This window comes from Dankookia sp. GCM10030260, assembly GCF_042666655.1.
In the GTDB taxonomy this organism is placed as follows: domain Bacteria; phylum Pseudomonadota; class Alphaproteobacteria; order Acetobacterales; family Acetobacteraceae; genus Paracraurococcus.
Window position 1 is genome coordinate 1 of the sequence record NZ_JBHTDE010000036.1, and the last position, 15,968, is coordinate 15,968.

15 protein-coding genes and 2 pseudogenes are annotated in these 15,968 nt (G+C 64.0%); 9 read left to right on the forward strand and 8 right to left on the reverse strand.

Annotated elements, in window-relative coordinates; all coding sequences use genetic code 11:
- Positions 1-643: pseudogene (locus ACFQS7_RS29595) on the forward strand (hypothetical protein); the annotation flags it as partial.
- A gap of 391 nt (positions 644-1,034) precedes the next feature.
- Here the strand turns inward: ACFQS7_RS29595 and ACFQS7_RS29600 are convergent.
- The gene (locus ACFQS7_RS29600; protein WP_380070742.1) at positions 1,035-1,577 is read right to left on the reverse strand and encodes a ferritin-like domain-containing protein; all 543 of its coding nucleotides are present in this window, start codon (positions 1,575-1,577) and stop codon (positions 1,035-1,037) included.
- Positions 1,578-2,140: 563 nt separating this feature from the next.
- Between ACFQS7_RS29600 and ACFQS7_RS29605 the strand changes: the two genes are divergently transcribed.
- Complete coding sequence (locus tag ACFQS7_RS29605) at positions 2,141-2,593, forward strand: hypothetical protein (RefSeq protein ID WP_380070743.1); 453 nt, start codon at positions 2,141-2,143, stop codon at positions 2,591-2,593.
- 153 nt (positions 2,594-2,746) lie between these two features.
- Positions 2,747-3,292: a ferritin-like domain-containing protein gene (locus tag ACFQS7_RS29610; RefSeq protein WP_380070744.1), complete on the forward strand. Its 546-nt coding sequence runs from the start codon at positions 2,747-2,749 to the stop codon at positions 3,290-3,292.
- 843 nt (positions 3,293-4,135) lie between these two features.
- Here the strand turns inward: ACFQS7_RS29610 and ACFQS7_RS29615 are convergent.
- From ACFQS7_RS29615 to ACFQS7_RS29625, 3 genes are read right to left on the reverse strand one after another with little or no spacing between them, the layout of a single operon-like run.
- Positions 4,136-5,173: a DUF3618 domain-containing protein gene (locus tag ACFQS7_RS29615; protein WP_380070745.1), complete on the reverse strand. Its 1,038-nt coding sequence runs from the start codon at positions 5,171-5,173 to the stop codon at positions 4,136-4,138.
- On the reverse strand, positions 5,170-5,580 hold the full coding sequence (locus ACFQS7_RS29620) for a phage holin family protein (RefSeq protein WP_380070746.1): 411 nt from the start codon (positions 5,578-5,580) through the stop codon (positions 5,170-5,172). Before ACFQS7_RS29620 ends, ACFQS7_RS29615 begins: the two co-directional genes overlap by 4 nt.
- 12 nt (positions 5,581-5,592) lie before the next feature.
- Positions 5,593-6,243, reverse strand: coding sequence for a hypothetical protein (locus ACFQS7_RS29625; protein ID WP_380070747.1), 651 nt, complete (start codon positions 6,241-6,243; stop codon positions 5,593-5,595).
- Positions 6,244-6,435: 192 nt separating this feature from the next.
- Between ACFQS7_RS29625 and ACFQS7_RS29630 the strand changes: the two genes are divergently transcribed.
- From ACFQS7_RS29630 to ACFQS7_RS29645, 4 genes are read left to right on the forward strand one after another with little or no spacing between them, the layout of a single operon-like run.
- A complete protein-coding gene (locus ACFQS7_RS29630; protein WP_380070748.1) occupies positions 6,436-7,200 on the forward strand; it encodes a histidine phosphatase family protein in 765 nt (254 codons plus the stop codon).
- On the forward strand, positions 7,197-8,114 hold the full coding sequence (locus ACFQS7_RS29635) for an NAD(P)H-hydrate dehydratase (RefSeq protein WP_380070749.1): 918 nt from the start codon (positions 7,197-7,199) through the stop codon (positions 8,112-8,114). The genes ACFQS7_RS29630 and ACFQS7_RS29635 overlap by 4 nt, the downstream gene beginning before the upstream one ends.
- Position 8,115: 1 nt before the next feature.
- The gene (locus tag ACFQS7_RS29640; protein WP_380070750.1) at positions 8,116-8,319 is read left to right on the forward strand and encodes a hypothetical protein; all 204 of its coding nucleotides are present in this window, start codon (positions 8,116-8,118) and stop codon (positions 8,317-8,319) included.
- Positions 8,292-8,603: a M48 family metalloprotease gene (locus ACFQS7_RS29645; RefSeq protein ID WP_380070751.1), complete on the forward strand. Its 312-nt coding sequence runs from the start codon at positions 8,292-8,294 to the stop codon at positions 8,601-8,603. Before ACFQS7_RS29640 ends, ACFQS7_RS29645 begins: the two co-directional genes overlap by 28 nt.
- Here ACFQS7_RS29645 and ACFQS7_RS29650 read toward each other — a convergent pair.
- Positions 8,561-9,298 (reverse strand): IS6 family transposase, encoded by a 738-nt coding sequence (locus ACFQS7_RS29650; RefSeq protein WP_380070752.1) that lies wholly within the window; start codon positions 9,296-9,298, stop codon positions 8,561-8,563. The two genes, ACFQS7_RS29645 and ACFQS7_RS29650, sit on opposite strands and share 43 nt — an antisense overlap.
- A 67-nt stretch (positions 9,299-9,365) precedes the next feature.
- Between ACFQS7_RS29650 and ACFQS7_RS29655 the strand changes: the two are divergent.
- Positions 9,366-10,151: pseudogene (locus ACFQS7_RS29655) on the forward strand (transposase); the annotation flags it as partial.
- 34 nt (positions 10,152-10,185) lie between these two features.
- Here the strand turns inward: ACFQS7_RS29655 and ACFQS7_RS29660 are convergent.
- The 3 genes from ACFQS7_RS29660 to ACFQS7_RS29670 all read right to left on the reverse strand — a co-directional run bounded on the left by ACFQS7_RS29660 (position 10,186) and on the right by ACFQS7_RS29670 (position 13,393).
- Complete coding sequence (locus tag ACFQS7_RS29660; RefSeq protein ID WP_380070753.1) at positions 10,186-10,362, reverse strand: hypothetical protein; 177 nt, start codon at positions 10,360-10,362, stop codon at positions 10,186-10,188.
- Between the two features lie 107 nt (positions 10,363-10,469).
- Complete coding sequence (locus ACFQS7_RS29665) at positions 10,470-11,663, reverse strand: serine hydrolase domain-containing protein (protein WP_380070754.1); 1,194 nt, start codon at positions 11,661-11,663, stop codon at positions 10,470-10,472.
- Between the two features lie 86 nt (positions 11,664-11,749).
- Positions 11,750-13,393, reverse strand: a complete 1,644-nt coding sequence (locus ACFQS7_RS29670; protein WP_380070755.1) for a flavin-containing monooxygenase — start codon at positions 13,391-13,393, stop codon at positions 11,750-11,752.
- A 432-nt stretch (positions 13,394-13,825) separates the two neighbouring features.
- Between ACFQS7_RS29670 and phaZ the strand changes: the two genes are divergently transcribed.
- The gene (gene phaZ / locus ACFQS7_RS29675; protein WP_380070756.1) at positions 13,826-15,043 is read left to right on the forward strand and encodes a polyhydroxyalkanoate depolymerase; all 1,218 of its coding nucleotides are present in this window, start codon (positions 13,826-13,828) and stop codon (positions 15,041-15,043) included.
- The last annotated feature ends 925 nt before the right edge of the window (positions 15,044-15,968 follow it).

Below are 15,968 nucleotides of genomic sequence, written 5' to 3' on the forward strand. Positions count from 1 at the left end.
AGCGTTCTGGGCGCCCGCCGGCGCCCCCACGGGCTTGTCGCTGTGGTTCTGGTCCATCGGTCTGACCTCCGGTTGCGGTGACCTCTCTACCGCAGTCGGCTGTCTCATCGAACCGTGCCGCACCCCAGACGGCGCCTACGACCAGGAAGGCGTTTCTACTGCAGTCGCCGAGCGTCACCAGGAAGCGCTGGTCATCGTGCCGCCGCATTCCACGGCCGTGCCAAGTGAGATGGCAGCGAGCGCGCCGACGCAGCGAGACCGCCATCTGCAGTGCATGGCTGAGCACGGACGAGCGGCCTGGCAGAAGACGTCTGGCTACAACACCGGAGCCCGCGTCGAAGCCACCATCGGCAGGTTCAAGCAGGTGATCGGTTACGGGCTGCGCTCCCGCACGGACCAGTGTCGGGCGACCGAGATGGCGCGGCGTACGCTGCTGGATTGTCAGAGTAGGAGAAAGCGCACAGCGCCGATGAGCACCGCCCAAAGAGCAAGATTTATCGTCAAGATCAGCACGTTGCTGCCGATCGGTCTCGTGTCAGCGCTGTCCTTGGTTACAGGTTTCCAAACGCTTTCAAAAGAAATCTTTTTCGGCATTGGTTTGGCCGATCTGCTGACATGGTTGGTGGAGGTTCGGTGCGACTGACCGGCGGCTATCGCGCGACAACAACCTTGGCCAGTCGTATTGCTTCAGCAACACACTTCCGGTGCCTAATGACCCGGTGCCTGTTGTCGCATCACCAGTGCTCAGAAGCATTCGGAAGATGCAGGCAGCCTCAAAGTCGGAGCCGCCCGCCGTGGGGTAGGCAACGGCGGCCTACATCTTCCGTCTGTGTCGCTGCACTAACCGCCGTCATCTCGGGCGACGTCGCATCAAAAACCAAGCGGCGGGCCATCGTTCGGCGCCACACCTTTATGCGCCGCTATAGCGTCCGGCACTGCCCAATCGAAAAGCTGCGGGGAGGGCAGCATAGATAAGGCTGTTGTTGCGGGCAGACCAACCCGCCCCGCATGGACAAGACCCGCCGCTACCGCTGTCAGGCCGCGGCGCCGCGCTTGCTGCGGCGGTCGTTGGCCGGCTCGTCCGACTGTGCGCCCTTGATCGCCGCCGGGTTCAATTCGCTTTCGGCGAGCTGAGTCAGCTTTTCGTCGGTCTGCCGTTCCTCCTGCAGCGTCTCGGCCAGCAGTTTCGCCACCTCCTGCTGCCCCACCACCTTGGCCAACGCCGCCATGGTGCCGTAGGAGGCGATCTCGTAATGCTCGATCCGCTGCTGCGCGGCGACGATCAGAGTATCCAGCAGCGGGCCCTTCTCGTAGTCCTCCAGCTCGCTCTGGCCCTCCTCGATGATGCCGCGCATGCCCTCGCAGACCTTACGGCCGAGTTTGCCGCCGACCAGCTCGAGCGCCTTCTCCAGGCGCTCGACCTGGCCCTCGGTCTGCTCGACATGCATCTGCAGCGCGTCCTTTAGCGACTGCGCCGAGGCCTTCTTCATCATTCGCGGCATGGCGCGCAGCGCTTGCTTCTCCGCGCTATAGGCATCGCGGAGCTGTTCCGTCATCAGCCTAATGATTTCGTCCATGGTCACTTACCTCAGCCGCGGCCGACATGGCCACGCGGTGAAGCCAACGGCATTAAGCGGGGGCAGTTGCGCCCGGCTGCGCCGCGACAACTTGGTATCGGCACGGCAACACGACCTTATTGGGACTGAGCTACCGGTTGCGAGTAAGCGTTGCGAGTATTGTGCCGGCTTGGGCGGTAACGGGAAGACCGCATCACAAAATGTTCGTCACGGACTTTAATATCCGTATGCAAGTGTTCAGGATCGCCGCGGCCGGCGCAGTAACTCCAACATCCCGCCTTCGACAAAAGAGATAGCGGATTTAGCCGCTTCTTCGGAATCGCAAACCATGCCGGGGCCGTACACCAGCGGCTTGGACACCGCTCGGCCATCTTCCAAAATTACGACACGAAATGTGTCCTGCTGAGGCGATATCCTCGCCTGAAGACTACGCCCGTTGTACCGGAACGAGATCAAGCTTTCCGCTTCAGTCTCGCAAGGGAAGCGCTGACAGCGCCTGATTAAGTCAGTTATCTAAATAAACTTGTGGCAGACAACAGAACAACAAGCGCGGTGGTCACTTGGTGGCCATCGAAAAGCTTGTGCAGCACTGGCGCGGCTCCATGCCTGCCCGTGTTGCAATGCTTATCGTAGCCGGCAGCAAACAGCAACGACACACCGAGCGGGGCCAACCTACCGGCCAGCGGTACCACCACTTTCTCATCGAGTCTCTCATTGAGATTGATGTCGAGCACTTCGGCATTCGGCCCACCATCAGCCATCGCCGTTTTGATCAGTCGAAGCACTTCATTGACGGAAGCGAGCTTTCCGCCACCCACATCGGCGAACCCATGCGGCGCGACCGGCTGCTGAAATCAAACACCAACAAAAGCCGCACTCACTCGCTGTTCCGGCAAGGCTGCATGCTCGACGATCTCATCCCCACCATGCCAGAGTACAGGCTCGCGCCGCTGATGAAGAACTTCCCCGAGGCCGTGGCGGAGACGGGCTTCTTCAAGCTTGCCTTCACCGCCTAAAAATTAAGGGGATCGGAGAGCATGGGCCCTGACGTCGGACACCCGCCAGCCGTCAAACCTCACTATGGCCATCGGCCTTATACATGCCCCGTGCCCTGCTTGGGGCATCCGTCCCATTCGACCTCGCAAGCAACTGCCGCCTAGCCGCGTCCGTTGGCCTGCTCTCATTGCACGAGAGGCAGTCCACCCCTGCCAAGCACCATCCAGGACATCTATATTACCGGCTTGCGCAATGCCCATGCGCTAGAGGCCCAAGCCGACCAGCTCCTCTCCCGCCAAGTGGAGCGGATCGAGAACTACCCGGCCACGCGCCAACGCCTGCAGCAGCACATCGAGGAGACCCGCCGGCAGTCACAGCGGCTGGAACAGATCCTCCAGGCGCATGGTACCAGCGCGAGCACGCTGAAGGACCTCGCCACCGGCTTCATGGGCAACATGGCGGCTCTTGCCCATGCGCCGATGCAAGACGAGATCCTGAAGAACAGCTTCGCCAACTACGCCTTCGAGCATTTCGAGATCGCTTCCTACCGGGCGCTAATCGAGATGGCCGGGGCGGCAGGTGACCAGCAGGCCATCCCGCTGCTGCAGGAAAGCTTGCAGGAGGAAATCGCCATGGCCGAATGGGCCGGTCAGAACCTGCCTGACGTGGTGAACACCTATATCCGGCTCGAAACCCAGGGCCAGAAGTCGGGTATTTGACCCCAGCTGGGGCGCTGTTGCATGGATTCGGCCGGTGGCGCTGTGGGCCGGGCCAACGTAGGAGGATCGACCCTGCTCTGATTCCGGATACGCATCTTGCCTTTCTAGCTGAATTAGGACCGCCGCCACCACATTCCTAAGCAGAAGCGAAAGGTAATGAGCTGGCACGAGTACGACGCCAGCCTGCGCCAACGTGGGAGCCGGACGGTGTGGTTCTCCGATGCGGCGATCGACGGGTGGCACGTAGCGCCGCGCACGACCCCAGGCGAGCAGCCTTGGTACTCGCCTTTGGCGATTCTGACGGCGCTGACACTTTGGGCCGTGTTCCGTCTGGCCCCTGACGGCGCCTACGACCAGAAAGGCGTTGCCATCTCGGTCGCCGAGCATCATCCGGAAGCGGCGGTCATCGTACCGCCACATTCCAAGGTCGTGCAAAGCGAGCCGGCCGCGACCGCGCCAACGCAGCGGGACTGCCATCCTGCAGTTCATCGCCAAGCATGGACTAGCGGCCTGGCAGAAGGCGTCAGGATACACCACCCGAGCCCGCGTCGAAGCCACCGTCAGCAGGTTCAAACAGATGATCAGTTACGGGCTGCGCTGCCACACGGACCAGCGTCGGGCGACCGAGGTGAACATTGCCGTCTACGCCCTGAACCGTATGTTGGAGCTGGGACGCCCGATCTCCTTTCGCATCGCCTGAACCCAGACAGGGTTGGGCTTACTTCGTCCGTCTTGCCGATCCCTGCAACATGGCCCGCCACGGCAGTCCATGCCGGGCCACCCAAAGGCATGGCTCTTTTGCTTCGGCCGCGGTGGAGGGGCCGCCGGCAAAGCCCCGTAGCCCTAGACGGGGCCGATGCGCGGTGAGCTCGGGCCCGGCGCGGGTGCCGATCCCTCATTGCGGCGCGGCTGGCCTTCCAACGTGCTACGCGCCTCTCCGGCCAAATCGTGCGCGGTATCGCGCGCTGCTTGCCCAACCTCCCGTGCCGCCTCGGTCAGCGCCGAGCCGACTCCACCTTTTCCATCTGCCGCCTGCCCGACTGCGGCTTTCGCGTGCTCCAGATGCTCGCCGGCGGTGTCCTTGAGCCGCTCATAGCCCTGCTGCGCCGTGGTTTGGACACGGTCCGCCACAGCGTCGCGGGTATCACCCATGAGCCGGTCCTCGACCTCGGTGCCCGGCAGCAGGGCACCGACCGCGGCGCCCAGCGCCACGCCGATTGCGCCCAGAACGAGCGGCTGCTCCCGCATAAGCCAGGTCACGCCCTGGCGGGTCTGGTCGCTGAGCTCGCCGGCCCGGGCCTGCACTTCCTGCCCGCTACCCGTCACTCGGTCGGTGATCGAGGTAGCCGCATCGCGAACGCTGTCGGTCATCGAGCTCACCGCATCGGTCACGCTGTCATAGGCTTGTCCGACCTTCTCCTTCGCCTGATCGGCTGCACCGGTGACGTTGTCCTGCGCCGCACCCACGGCCGCCGAAGCGCGTCCGATTATTGAGGCGTTGGCCTCCGCACCGTCCCCGTACACCCGTACCCGCGTGCTGCCGGTGCCGATCGAGCCGGTGCCGGCCGAGGGGTTGGGCGAGATGGTCCGGAACGATGTGGTTCCGCCCGAACGGCTGCCACCCGACATCATCAGCCAGCCAATGCCGGCACCGATCAACAGCAACGGCAGCGGGTTGTCCCGTACCGAGGTGCCGAGGTTGCGCACGAACTCGTTGCCGCCGGAGCTGCGGGCATAGTCCAGCGCCTGCTCAAAAAGCTGGCCTGGGGAGGCGCGCTCGCGCAACTCGTCCAGCGTGTCGGTGAGGCCGGCGCGGGTCTGCTCGACCTCGCGCTCGATCTCCGCGGCAGAGCGGCTGCCAGGGTTGGTCGTGCTGCTCATTGAACCTGCTCCTTCGCCACCTGCGCGTCGCGCGACAGCTGCGTGGTCGTGCGTGTCGGCACAAGGTTGGATGTCTTAAGTTGGGAAAGACCGCCGCGGATCAGCGCGTAGCCGCCGAGCGCTGCGGCGAGGCCGACGATCAGCTCCGCCCATCCGGTCGCCAAGCCGAAGCGTTCGAGCAGCGCGACCAGCGCAAACAGCAGCACGATCAATGCCCCGAGCAGCAGTCCGCCACCAGCCGCCAAGGGCGTAATGGCGCCGGCTGCGTCGCCCAGCTTCTCGCTAAGCTCAGCGCGCGCGAGCTGGACCTCCTTGCGAAACAAAGTGGAGATTTGGCCGATGGCGCTGCCGAACAGGTCGGTGACGCTACGGTCACGCTCCGGCGCGCGGTTCATATCGGATGGCATGACAGCTCTCTCCTAGCCCGCGTCTTTGATCGGGCTGGTTTGCCCGGCTTGGGCGGTCGTCCGGGCGGCGGCACCGCCGAGCGACGCCGCGGCAACGGTAGCTGGCCGCGGCGCGTCGTCCGGCCCGCGCTGGACCCAGCCCGGCGCGCCCATGGCGGTGGAATGCGGCACCACGCGGCCACCACCGATCGCCGCATCCGCATGCCGGCCACCCTGCGCCAGCGTCGCTTGGGCGCCAGCATGCCGCGCTTCCTCGGCCGAGCTCTTGGCGAAGCGCGCCAGGGCGAAACCTGCCAGCACCGCGGCGCCGAAGAAAGCGACCGGCTGGCGACGAGCAAGGTTCTCCATCTGACCCATCAGCTGACCTGGGCTGCTATCCCGCAGGCTGCGCGCCAGGCCGTCCACTGCCGAGGCAGCCTCTTGGACATAGCGCGCGATTTGCGGGGAGCTTTCTTGCAGCTGGTCCGCTGCACCATGCACGGCACGGGCGATCCCTTCGGCATGCTCGGCGCCGCGTTGCTTCTGCTCCTCGGCAAAGCCTAATGCCTGGTTCTTCGCGGCCTCGGCCACTCCAGCGCCCTCGGCCTTCACATCGTCGACTACATCGGCGGCCTCTTGCCGAAGCTGGCTGTTTGTGGCGCCGGTCGTCCTAGCGTCGCTCATCTCCGTATCCTCACCATTCGTGGCGATACTGGCCGCCTTCCAGACCGGGAAGAGCGGCTACCTCGCATGAAGGGCTGTCAACAGCCAGCAGGATCAGACGTTCCTTTCACTTGGAGCCGCTTCGGCTATCAAAATCGAACACTAGGCCGCCTCAGACGTTATCGCTCCGAACAGGTGAGAAACATTCGTATCATGACGCAGCGATGGCCAAGCCGGCTTTGGGTCGTGCGACACGGTGAAAGCAGCGGCAACGTCGCACGCGACACTGCCCATGCCGCACGCCTAACGCATATCGAGACGGGTGGACGCGATGTCGACGTGCCCCTCAGCGGATTGGGTGAACAACAATCGCGTGCCTTGGGACGATGGTTCGCCGAAATGCCAGAGGATCAGCAACCCAATGTGGTTCTGTCCTCGCCCTACAGGCGCGCGCTGCAGACAGCAACGCTGATCCACGAAGCTGGCGGCGTCTGCGTGGATCCAGCCGACTTCATCCAGGATGAGCGGCTGCGGGAAAAAGAGTTTGGCGTCCTTGATCGGCTGACCCGCTACGGCATCGAACAGCATCATCCGGACCAAGCGGAGTTCCGCCGCATCCTTGGCAAGTTCTATCATCGACCTCCCGGCGGGGAGAGCTGGTGTGACGTGATCCTGCGCCTGCGCAGCGCCCTCGACACCATGTCGCTGCATCATGGCGGCGCGCGCGTGTTGGTTGTCGCGCATCAGGTGGTCGTGCTGTGCCTTCGCTACCTGCTGGAGAAGATGACTGAGGATCAGATCTTGCGGATCGACGCCGAAGGCGACGTGGCTAACTGTGCGGTCACGGAATACGCAGTCGATCATAGCCGTGGCGATGCTGCCGGCATGGTGCTGCAGGCCTATAACTTTGTCGCCCCTCTGCAGGAGCAGGGAACCCAGATCACCGCAGAGCCCGATGCACCGATTGGTGCCCGATGAGCGAGGCCGTCATACCCGTAACGGGTGAGCTGCTCCGCTCCATACCCCTGCCCCGGCATCACGAGGGTGAAGACAAGGACGAGCGTGGCCGCGTCCTGGTCATCGGCGGCAGTGTCGAGACGCCTGGCGGCGCCCTGCTGGCCGGTCTGGCTGCACTGCGCGCGGGAGCCGGCAAGCTGCAGATTGCGACCTGTCGCAGCGTTGCGCCGCAACTTGCCGTGGCGGTGCCGGAAGCCCTGGTCACCGGTCTGGAGGAAACGCCAGAGGGTGGCATTTCCGCGGTGGAGGTCGAGAGGTTGGCCGGGCGTTGCAGCCGAACCGATGCGGTACTCCTCGGTCCCGGGATGATGGATAGCGCCGCGGTTTCGCTGCTCACCAGCCGTCTGCTTGCATCGATCGACGGTCCCGGCTTCGTGCTGGACGCGGCCGCTCTGCAAGAGCTCAATAGCTGCCGGGCAGCATTGGCCGGCCATGCAGGCCGGATCGTTCTGACGCCGCACGCGGGCGAGATGGCGTCGTTGCTGGACGTCCCGCGGGACGCAGTTCTGGCTGACCCTCTCGCGGCTGCGCGGAAAGTGGCCACCGGACTACAGGCGGTGGTGGCGATGAAGGGCGGCCGCACCTTCATCGTGGATCCAAACGGGCGCGCTTGGTCCTGCGACCACGGCAATGTCGGCCTGGCCACCTCCGGCTCGGGCGATACCCTGGCCGGCATCGTCGCTGGGTTGCTTGCCCGCGGTGCCGCGCCGACAGAGGCCACCCTCTGGGGAGTGTACCTGCATGCTGAGGCAGGGGAGCGTCTCGCCCGCACGCGCGGGCCGATCGGGTATCTTGCCCGCGAATTGCTCGCGGAGATCCCGGCGATCATGGCCGATCTGCAGCATGGCACGGATACGGCCGAAGCACCGACCTGATATGCACGACAGCAAGGCGGTCCCGGCGGCGATAATCCTGCTCGTGCTGCTTCCGCTTGTCGGCTGCGGCCCACGCTTCATCCCACCCGCCGTCGATCCGGTCGAGCTGGACGTGGCCCGCCAGGCGATTTTCGAAACCCCCCACCCGCCGCCGGCATGGCAGGCGCGCCTGAGGCGATGCTGGTTAGCGTTTCGCAGCGCCTGACCCAGGCGGCGCAGCCGCTCTGCACCGCCTATGGCAGCGGCGACTGCACCCTGCAGGTCACGCTCGATCCGTCCAGGGCAGCACGCGCCTCGGTGAGCGGGCAGGGCCGGGTGACGATCACGTTCGGCATGCTGGAACTGCTTGGGAGCGAGGACGAGGTCGCAGCCGTGCTGGGACACGAGCTTGGGGGTTGTGTTGCAAAGTTTTCAGCGGGCCGTGAATGGCTCCAGCAGGAGATAAATCAGGCAGCGAAGTCGAACAGCTTGGCGACGAAGGTCGCCTGAGCCCGCATGTCGCGTCCGCCAATCCTCCGTACCTGCCCCTTCCTCACCATCGCCATCACTTCGTAGCCTGCCAGGGTTCGTCGCGCCGTATGGAAACTGCCGAAGCCGAGCCCAGGTCTGACCAGGCGTTTCACGCGCCGGTGGTCTTGTTCCACAATGTTATTGAGATACTTGACCTGGCGCAGCTGCGAGCGTCGCCATAGCTCACCGTCCTCCTTCATCTCCGCTACCGCGCGCGGGTAGGCCGGGTTCTTGTCCACCGTGATGGTGCGCGGGTTCACCGTGTGCGGCTGCCCGAGAGCCTTGCGGAAGAAGCGCTTCGCGGCCGCTGTGTCCCGCCTTGCCGAGAGCAGGAAGTCGATGGTCTGGCCGCGGCTGTCGACCGCGCGATACAGGTAGGTCCAGCGGCCCTTCACCTTCACATAGGTTTCGTCGACCCGCCACGAGCCGTCGGATGTGCGCAGGTGCGGCCGGATCCGCTTCTCCAGCTCCGGCGCATAGGCCTGGATCCAGCGGAAAATCGTGGTGTGGTCGACCCCTACGCCGCGGTCTGCCAGCATCAGCTCGAGATCGCGGTAGCTGATCGGGAACATCAAGTACCAGCGGACAGCCCAGAGGATCACCTCGGCGATGAACTGCCGTCCCTTGAAGGACCCGCCCAACTTCACCGCGTCCGCCTGAAGCCATCTCGCCATGCCCGGCTGCTACCTTGCCGTGACTGTTCTGAAAAGCTGCAACAGAACCGGATCGGCTGTCTCGGTGCGCCGAGGCCCGGTCGGTGCCTGCTCCGATGCCGTGTTGCTCGAGCACATCCGCGCCCAGATCCTCGGCTCGCGCCTGCATGGTGAGGGCTACCGCAAGATCTGGGCCCGGCTGCGCCATGCCGGCATCCGCAGCTCGGCCCGCCGGGTCCGGCGTCTCATGGGCCAGCACGGCCTGCTCGCGCCGCACCGGGTCGGCCGTCCCGCGCAGCGCGCCCATGATGGCACCATCACCACCGCCGCCGTAGATGCGATGTGGGGAACCGACATGACCGAGACCGTGACCGTCAGAGACGGTCGGGCCCGGGTGTTCGTTGCCGTCGACCACTGCTCCGGCGAGTGCGTCGGCAACCATGCCGCGCGCTCCGGCGACCGCTTCGAGGCGCTCGAGCCAGTACGCCAGGGCGTCCTGCGCCACTTCGGTCGCATCGAGAAGGGCGTGGCCAAGGGCCTCGCCCTGCGCCACGACCATGGCTCCAACTACCTGTCCGGCGACTTCCAGGACGAGATCGCCTTCTTCGGCATCGAGAGCTCGCCCTCCTTCGTCCGCCAGCCCGAGGGCAACAGCGTCGCCGAACGCTTCATCCGCACCCTGAAGGAGAACTTCTTGTGGGTGCACACCTTCGACACCATCGAAGAGCTGCGCTGCGGGCTGCAGGACTTCGTCGCCCACTACAATGCCACCTGGCTCGTCGCCCGGCATGGCTATCGCACCCCGAACCAGATCCGCGCCGAGCAACGCGGCCTTGCTCAGTGCCTACCCGTCCACCTACCCTTGGCCGCCTGAGTAGCGCAGTCCGCCGTCTCAACAACTGGTCGCACTACAACTGCCTGCGGGTCAGTAGGCGGACCGCTTCGGCGGCGGGCAGACCAGTGGCGGCGCCGATCGCCGCCGGCGTGGCGACGGCGCAGTCCTCGAGATGCGTGTTGATCGTGTAGCGCAGGCGGATGGCCTGCAGCCGCTCCGCCTGGTGGTCCCGCTTCGTAGTCCCCGGCATGTCCCTGCCCTGTTGCGCCATGTCCCCGGCTGGTGGCAAGCCTAACACCACCGCTGTCGGTCTGGTTTGTGCAGAGAGTGCTTCTCGCACATGCCCGGAAGCAGCCCCTATCCGACCTTTCGCTGGCGCAGGCCGTCGTAGAACGCCGTCTCGAAATCCATGTAGCCGCCGAAGGAAACCGGGTCAGCGAACGGCAGGATCTGGGTCGCCCAGAACCCGCCAAACCCGTTTTGACGGTCAATCCAGTAGAACAGGTTGGCAAGCCCCGCCCAGCCGAGCGCGCCAGCCGGCCGACCGGTTGACGCCGCTTCGTCGTTCACCATGAAGGTGAAAGACCAAGACTTTGACAGGCCGGGGAAAAACTCGGCGTCGTTCGACAGCGTCCGGATGACGCCTGGCAGCCGTGTGATCTTCTTCTCGCCGAGCTGGTTCCGTTCGGCCATTCGGACGGTCTCGGGTTTGAGGACGCGGCCCTGCTCTCCGTTTCCGTCGTTCAGCCACATGCGGATAAATCGCATGTAGTCGCCGACGGATCCGTAAAGCCCGTGTCCGCCCATGTGAACCTCTGGTTCGGACGGCAGTTCAAACTCGATCGGCGCGAGCGACCCATCGCTGCTGCGTGCGTGCATTCCCGCGACCCTGGCACGCATTGCTTCGGTCATCACGAAAGCCGTGTTGTGCATGCCAAGCGGCTCGAAGATGCGGGTCCGGAAGACCTCGCCGAGCCGCTTGCCCGTGATCCCTTCGACCACAAGCCCGCACCAATCAATGTTCGAGCCATACTCCCACCGCTCACCCGGGTCGAAGAGCAGCGGCGTCATGAGCGAAGCCTTTGAGCCGGTGACGACACTCGGCTGTCCCTTCTCCTGCGACAGCCGGTTGTAGGTTTCGCTGAAAAAGTCGTAGCCGAAGCCCGCGGTGTGGAGCAGCAGCATACGCGTCGTCACCTCGCGCTTGGGTGGACGAAGCTTCGGCTCACTGTGTGTGTCAAATCCCTCGATGACCTGCAGTCGAGCGATCTCCGGCACGTAGGTCTTCGCCGGCGCATCAAGATCGAGCCTGCCTTCCTCGACGAGTTGCAGCACAGCCGTGCCGGTGATCGCCTTGGTTGTCGAGAAGATGGCGAAGATCGTGTCTGTCGTCATCGTCTCGTCGCTGTCGAGCCGGCGCAGGCCGGCCGCGCCTTCATAAATGTTCCGTTGCCGATCGGTCGCCATGGCGACCACACCCGGCACGGCTGGGTTTGAGGTGACAACCTTGTTCAGAATCGCATCGGCCGCTGCCTTGAAATCGGCGCTCATGTTTATTCCTCCCCGTTGGGGCTATTTGATATCCGGTGAGGGCGAACCTGCCTCACCCAGCGGTGCTACGGCAGGTATCGGCGCTGTCACCGCATGTCGAAGCCCTGGTATCCGCTGGCGGCCACCTCCGCACATTTCTGCCGGTAGGTTCCGACGCCGCCCGTGTAAGACAGGACGCGACGCGGCTTACCCTCGACATTCGATCCGAGGTACCATGAGGCGGTCTTTGAAATCAGGGTCGCGTTTGCAGTCTCGTCGTGGTGCTCCACCCAGCGGTCCTCAATCTCCTTCGTCGGTTCGCAAACGGTGAGATCGTGATCCCGCATGTACCGGATGCAGTCGGTTATCCATTCGGTCTGCTGCTGAAGGCAGGTTGTCATGTTGCAAAGGGCAGCAGAGGGTGCGAGCGGCGTCGCCGTCGTGAACAGGTTGGGGTAGCCATGAACCTGGAGTCCCATCGTCGTGCGGATGTCGCGGCTCCAGTCTTCCTTCAGTGATCGTCCGCCACGACCGCGGATATCGATGCGGGTCAGGGCACCGGTTCCAGCATCGAAACCGGTTGCGAGAACGATGATGTCGAGTTCGTAGAGTTTTTCGTCTGCGGTCTGGATGCCTTTCGGCGTCACACGCACGATCGGGTTGTCCCTGACGTTAACCGCCTCAACGTTGGGGCGGAGATAAGCCTCGAGATAGTTGGACTTGAGGGGGACCCTATGTGTGCCGAAGCCGTAGTCCTTCGGAATCAGCATATCAATGAGCTTCGGATCCTTGAGCCGCGCGCGCATTTTGTCGCGCACGAATTCGGAAATCTCCTCGTTCACCTTCTCATCGAAAAACATCTCACCAAACGACGCCAGCCACAGCTTGAGCGAGCCGTCCTGCCAGGTCTCTTCCAGCACCTCACGCCGCTTCTCCGGGGTAAGATCCGCCCATTTATGGACGAAGTCGTACTCGAAGCCAGTGAAGGTGTTCGGGATCGTGTTCTTGAGTTCATCGAAGCGCGCCTTGTAGGCATCGACCTCCTGCTGACCGTACTTAGGGTTCTTCATGGCGACGGCATACTGCGGTGTCCGCACGAATACGGTCAGGTGGCCGGCCTGATCCGCAATCGTCTGGATGACCTGGATGCCCGTCGCGCCAATGCCGACAACGCCGACCCGCTTGCTTGCGAAGTCGACCGGCTCCTTCGGCCAGCGACCAGTATGGAAGAGTTTCCCCTTGAATGTGTCCTGCCCTGAAAAGACGTTGGTGAGTGGCGCTGACAGCATTCCGCCGCACGTCACCAGGAACTGCGTGTCGATTGTCTCGCCGGTGTCGGTCTTCACCGTCCAGCGGTTGGTGGTCTCATCGAATTTTGCGTCGGTGATCGTGGTGTCGAACTGGATGTCCGGTCGGAGGTTGAGCCGGTCAGCGACATAGTTCAGCCAACGCTCAATCTCCGACTGGCTAGGGAATTTCTCGCTCCAGCTCCAGCCTTTGTAGAGCTCTTCGGAAAACAGATATTGGTAGATGTAGGCCTCGGAATCGAACCTGGCACCAGGATAGCGATTCCAGTACCATGTGCCGCCGACGTTCGAGGCTGTGTCGTAGGCGCGTACGTTCATCCCCAGCTCGCGGAGCTGGTGCAGCTGGTAGAGCCCCGCTACGCCTGCACCGATAATGAGAGCGTCGAGTTTTCGAACCGGTGAAGCGCGATTTGGCCGCTTTGCTTCGAGCATCGCCTCGGTCATGCGTCTTCTCCCTATCAACGTTTTTCTTTTTACGGCGGCGCGGGCTGCTGCAGCGGTTATGTGCTCAAATTTCGGAAGGCAGCCGGCGCCGGCGCGAATCATGGTATGCATCTTCCAACAGCTGAGCCACTGTAGACCTTCGGTCCGCGGTGTCTTTCCGGACCTCCCCAACTTCCACCTGTGCAAGGCCTCTCGAAAATCGTCTTGCAAGGGCAAGGCAGTGGGGCAGCCTGCACCTGCTGGGGTCTGCGGGAACATCGAAGCCGGGCGCCGGTACCGAGACGCCCTGACCTTCGGTATGGGCCGCTGGTGCCTGCCAATAGCTTCTTGATGGTCTGGCGCGTTGCAGGCGTTGAGATCTGCCGGTGACTGCCGTCGGACCACCAGAAGCACCACCGCCCGGGCAGAACGCCAGCGCCAGGAGCCGTAGCTGTGATTTACCAACTCTCCCAGGCTCAGGCAGCCCTTCTGGCGCGGCTTCGTCCCCTCGCCCGCGATGCCTCCGGCCTGCTCCGGTCCCTGCATGCCGACCGGCCGGAAGCATCTCCGCTGGCCCAGGTAGCGGCCTCGCTCCAGCTGCTGGAAGGTGTTGGCACTACCCACCGTAAGCCGATCTTCGGCTTCGGTTCGCTGCAGCAGAATGGCGGCCGGGTCGAGGTTCGGGAGGACGTGGTTGATACCGCTCCCTTCGGCCGGCTGCTGCGCTTTACCAAGGACGTGGCGAACCCTGGGCCACGCGTTCTGGTGGTCGCGCCGCAATCCGGCCATTTCGCCACCCGGTTGCGCGGCACGGTCGAGGCCCTGCTGCCCGAACACGATGTGCATGTGACCGATTGGACCGATGCGCGCGAGATCCCCGTGTCCGCCGGCCTCTTCGGCCTGGACGACATGGTGGCGCAGATCATCGCCTGGCTGGAGGCAATGGGGTCAGGGGCGCATCTGCTCGCGGTATCTCAGCCGGCTGTGGCGGTGCTGGCAGCCACCGCCCTGATGGCCGAGGACAGCAACCCCGCCCGGCCACGCAGCCTCACCCTGATCGGCGGACCGGTGGACGCACGGATCACCCCAACCCGGGAGCAATCGCTCACGCGCGTGCTGCCGCTCGCTTGGTTCGCCTACAATGCGGTCGGCCGGGTGCCGGCGCAGTACCGGGGTGCCGGGCGGCGCGTCCGCCCGGGCGCGCAGCAGATGGCTGATTCGGTGCTGGTGGACCTGAACCGCCACATGGCGGCGCAGGTCGACCAGCTCGGCAACCTGGTTGGCGGCAATGAGGCCGCGGCCGAGGCGCACCGGAGGCGGTATGCCGAGTTGCTCGCCGTCATGGACGTGCCGGCGGAGCTCTACCTCGACACCATCCACCGGGTGTTCCAGACGCATGAGCTCGCGCGCGGGCGGATGGCTTGGCACGGTCGGAAGGTGCGGCCCGAGGCGATCCGTGACACCGCGCTGCTGGTGATCGAAGGCGACCGCGACGGCAGCTGTCCGCCCGGCCAGGGCCGGGCGGCGCTACGGCTCTGCACCGGCCTCGACGCAGCGATGAAGCGGTATCACCTGCAACCCGGTGCGGGGCACGAAACCCTGTTCGAGGGGACGGTGTGGGAGGCGCAGATCTACCCGCTGGTGCGGGATCTCATCCGGGACAAGGCGTAACACTGCACTTGCTGGGAGCCGGGACCACCACCTCTGGTTAGGCTGAGCTGAGGTGGCGGTCCCTACCGTGCAGTGTCCGTCACGCCGCCCCGCTATGCCGTTTGGGCTACCGCTTTGACCACCGACAGATGCGGCCGGAAACGTATGCCGTCCTTTGTCTGCACTTCGACCCTCAGGCCTTTGCCACTGTCCACGGTGCGCACCACGGTGCCGCGCCGCTTGACGCGAACGCCGGCTCCGATTGTCTCAAACCGAACTGTTTGGCCTCGCTTGAACTGATTAGCCACGCTGGATCCTTCACTTGGGACGACAGGAATGTCGCTATGGGGATGTCAACGCTATGTCACTCTCCGTGGCTTCACACATCTTGCCGATTGAAAGTCAACGCTGCGTTAGACAGAGCTGATGAACGACGACTACATCGACACTGGGTCAGCAGTCGAAGCTGAACTGTGATATGTTATAGACCCTCCCTGCTCGCTTCTCTTGTTGTCTGCGTCATCGTTGAGGATTCATGAGAGCAGGCGAAGTGCTGCCTGTACTTCGGCGCTGCGCCGGGCATGCGATGAGTACGGGCCGAAGACCCCAGAGTTCGGACCCGTGCGACCTGGCCATGATGAGCGGAATGCGGCTTTCCGTGCATCGCCGCCTGCCGGCACGGCGTTAGCAGGACAGGCAGCCCTCAATGGAAGACTGCCCAGCTCAATGACTGGGAGACAATGCTCCATGGACGCTATCACCCGTCGGCGCGCACTGGTGGGCACCATCGCTGGTGCTGTGGCAGCTACTCCAATGCACCGTAAGCGCAGCTTCGGGACCCTTCCTGCCCGCGTTTGATGATCAGGCGTTTTTCGCGGGTGCCCAGTGCCAAGGCATCAGCTCATCGATCCGGCTGTTGGGCCAGCCGTTGACCAGGCGGGTCAAC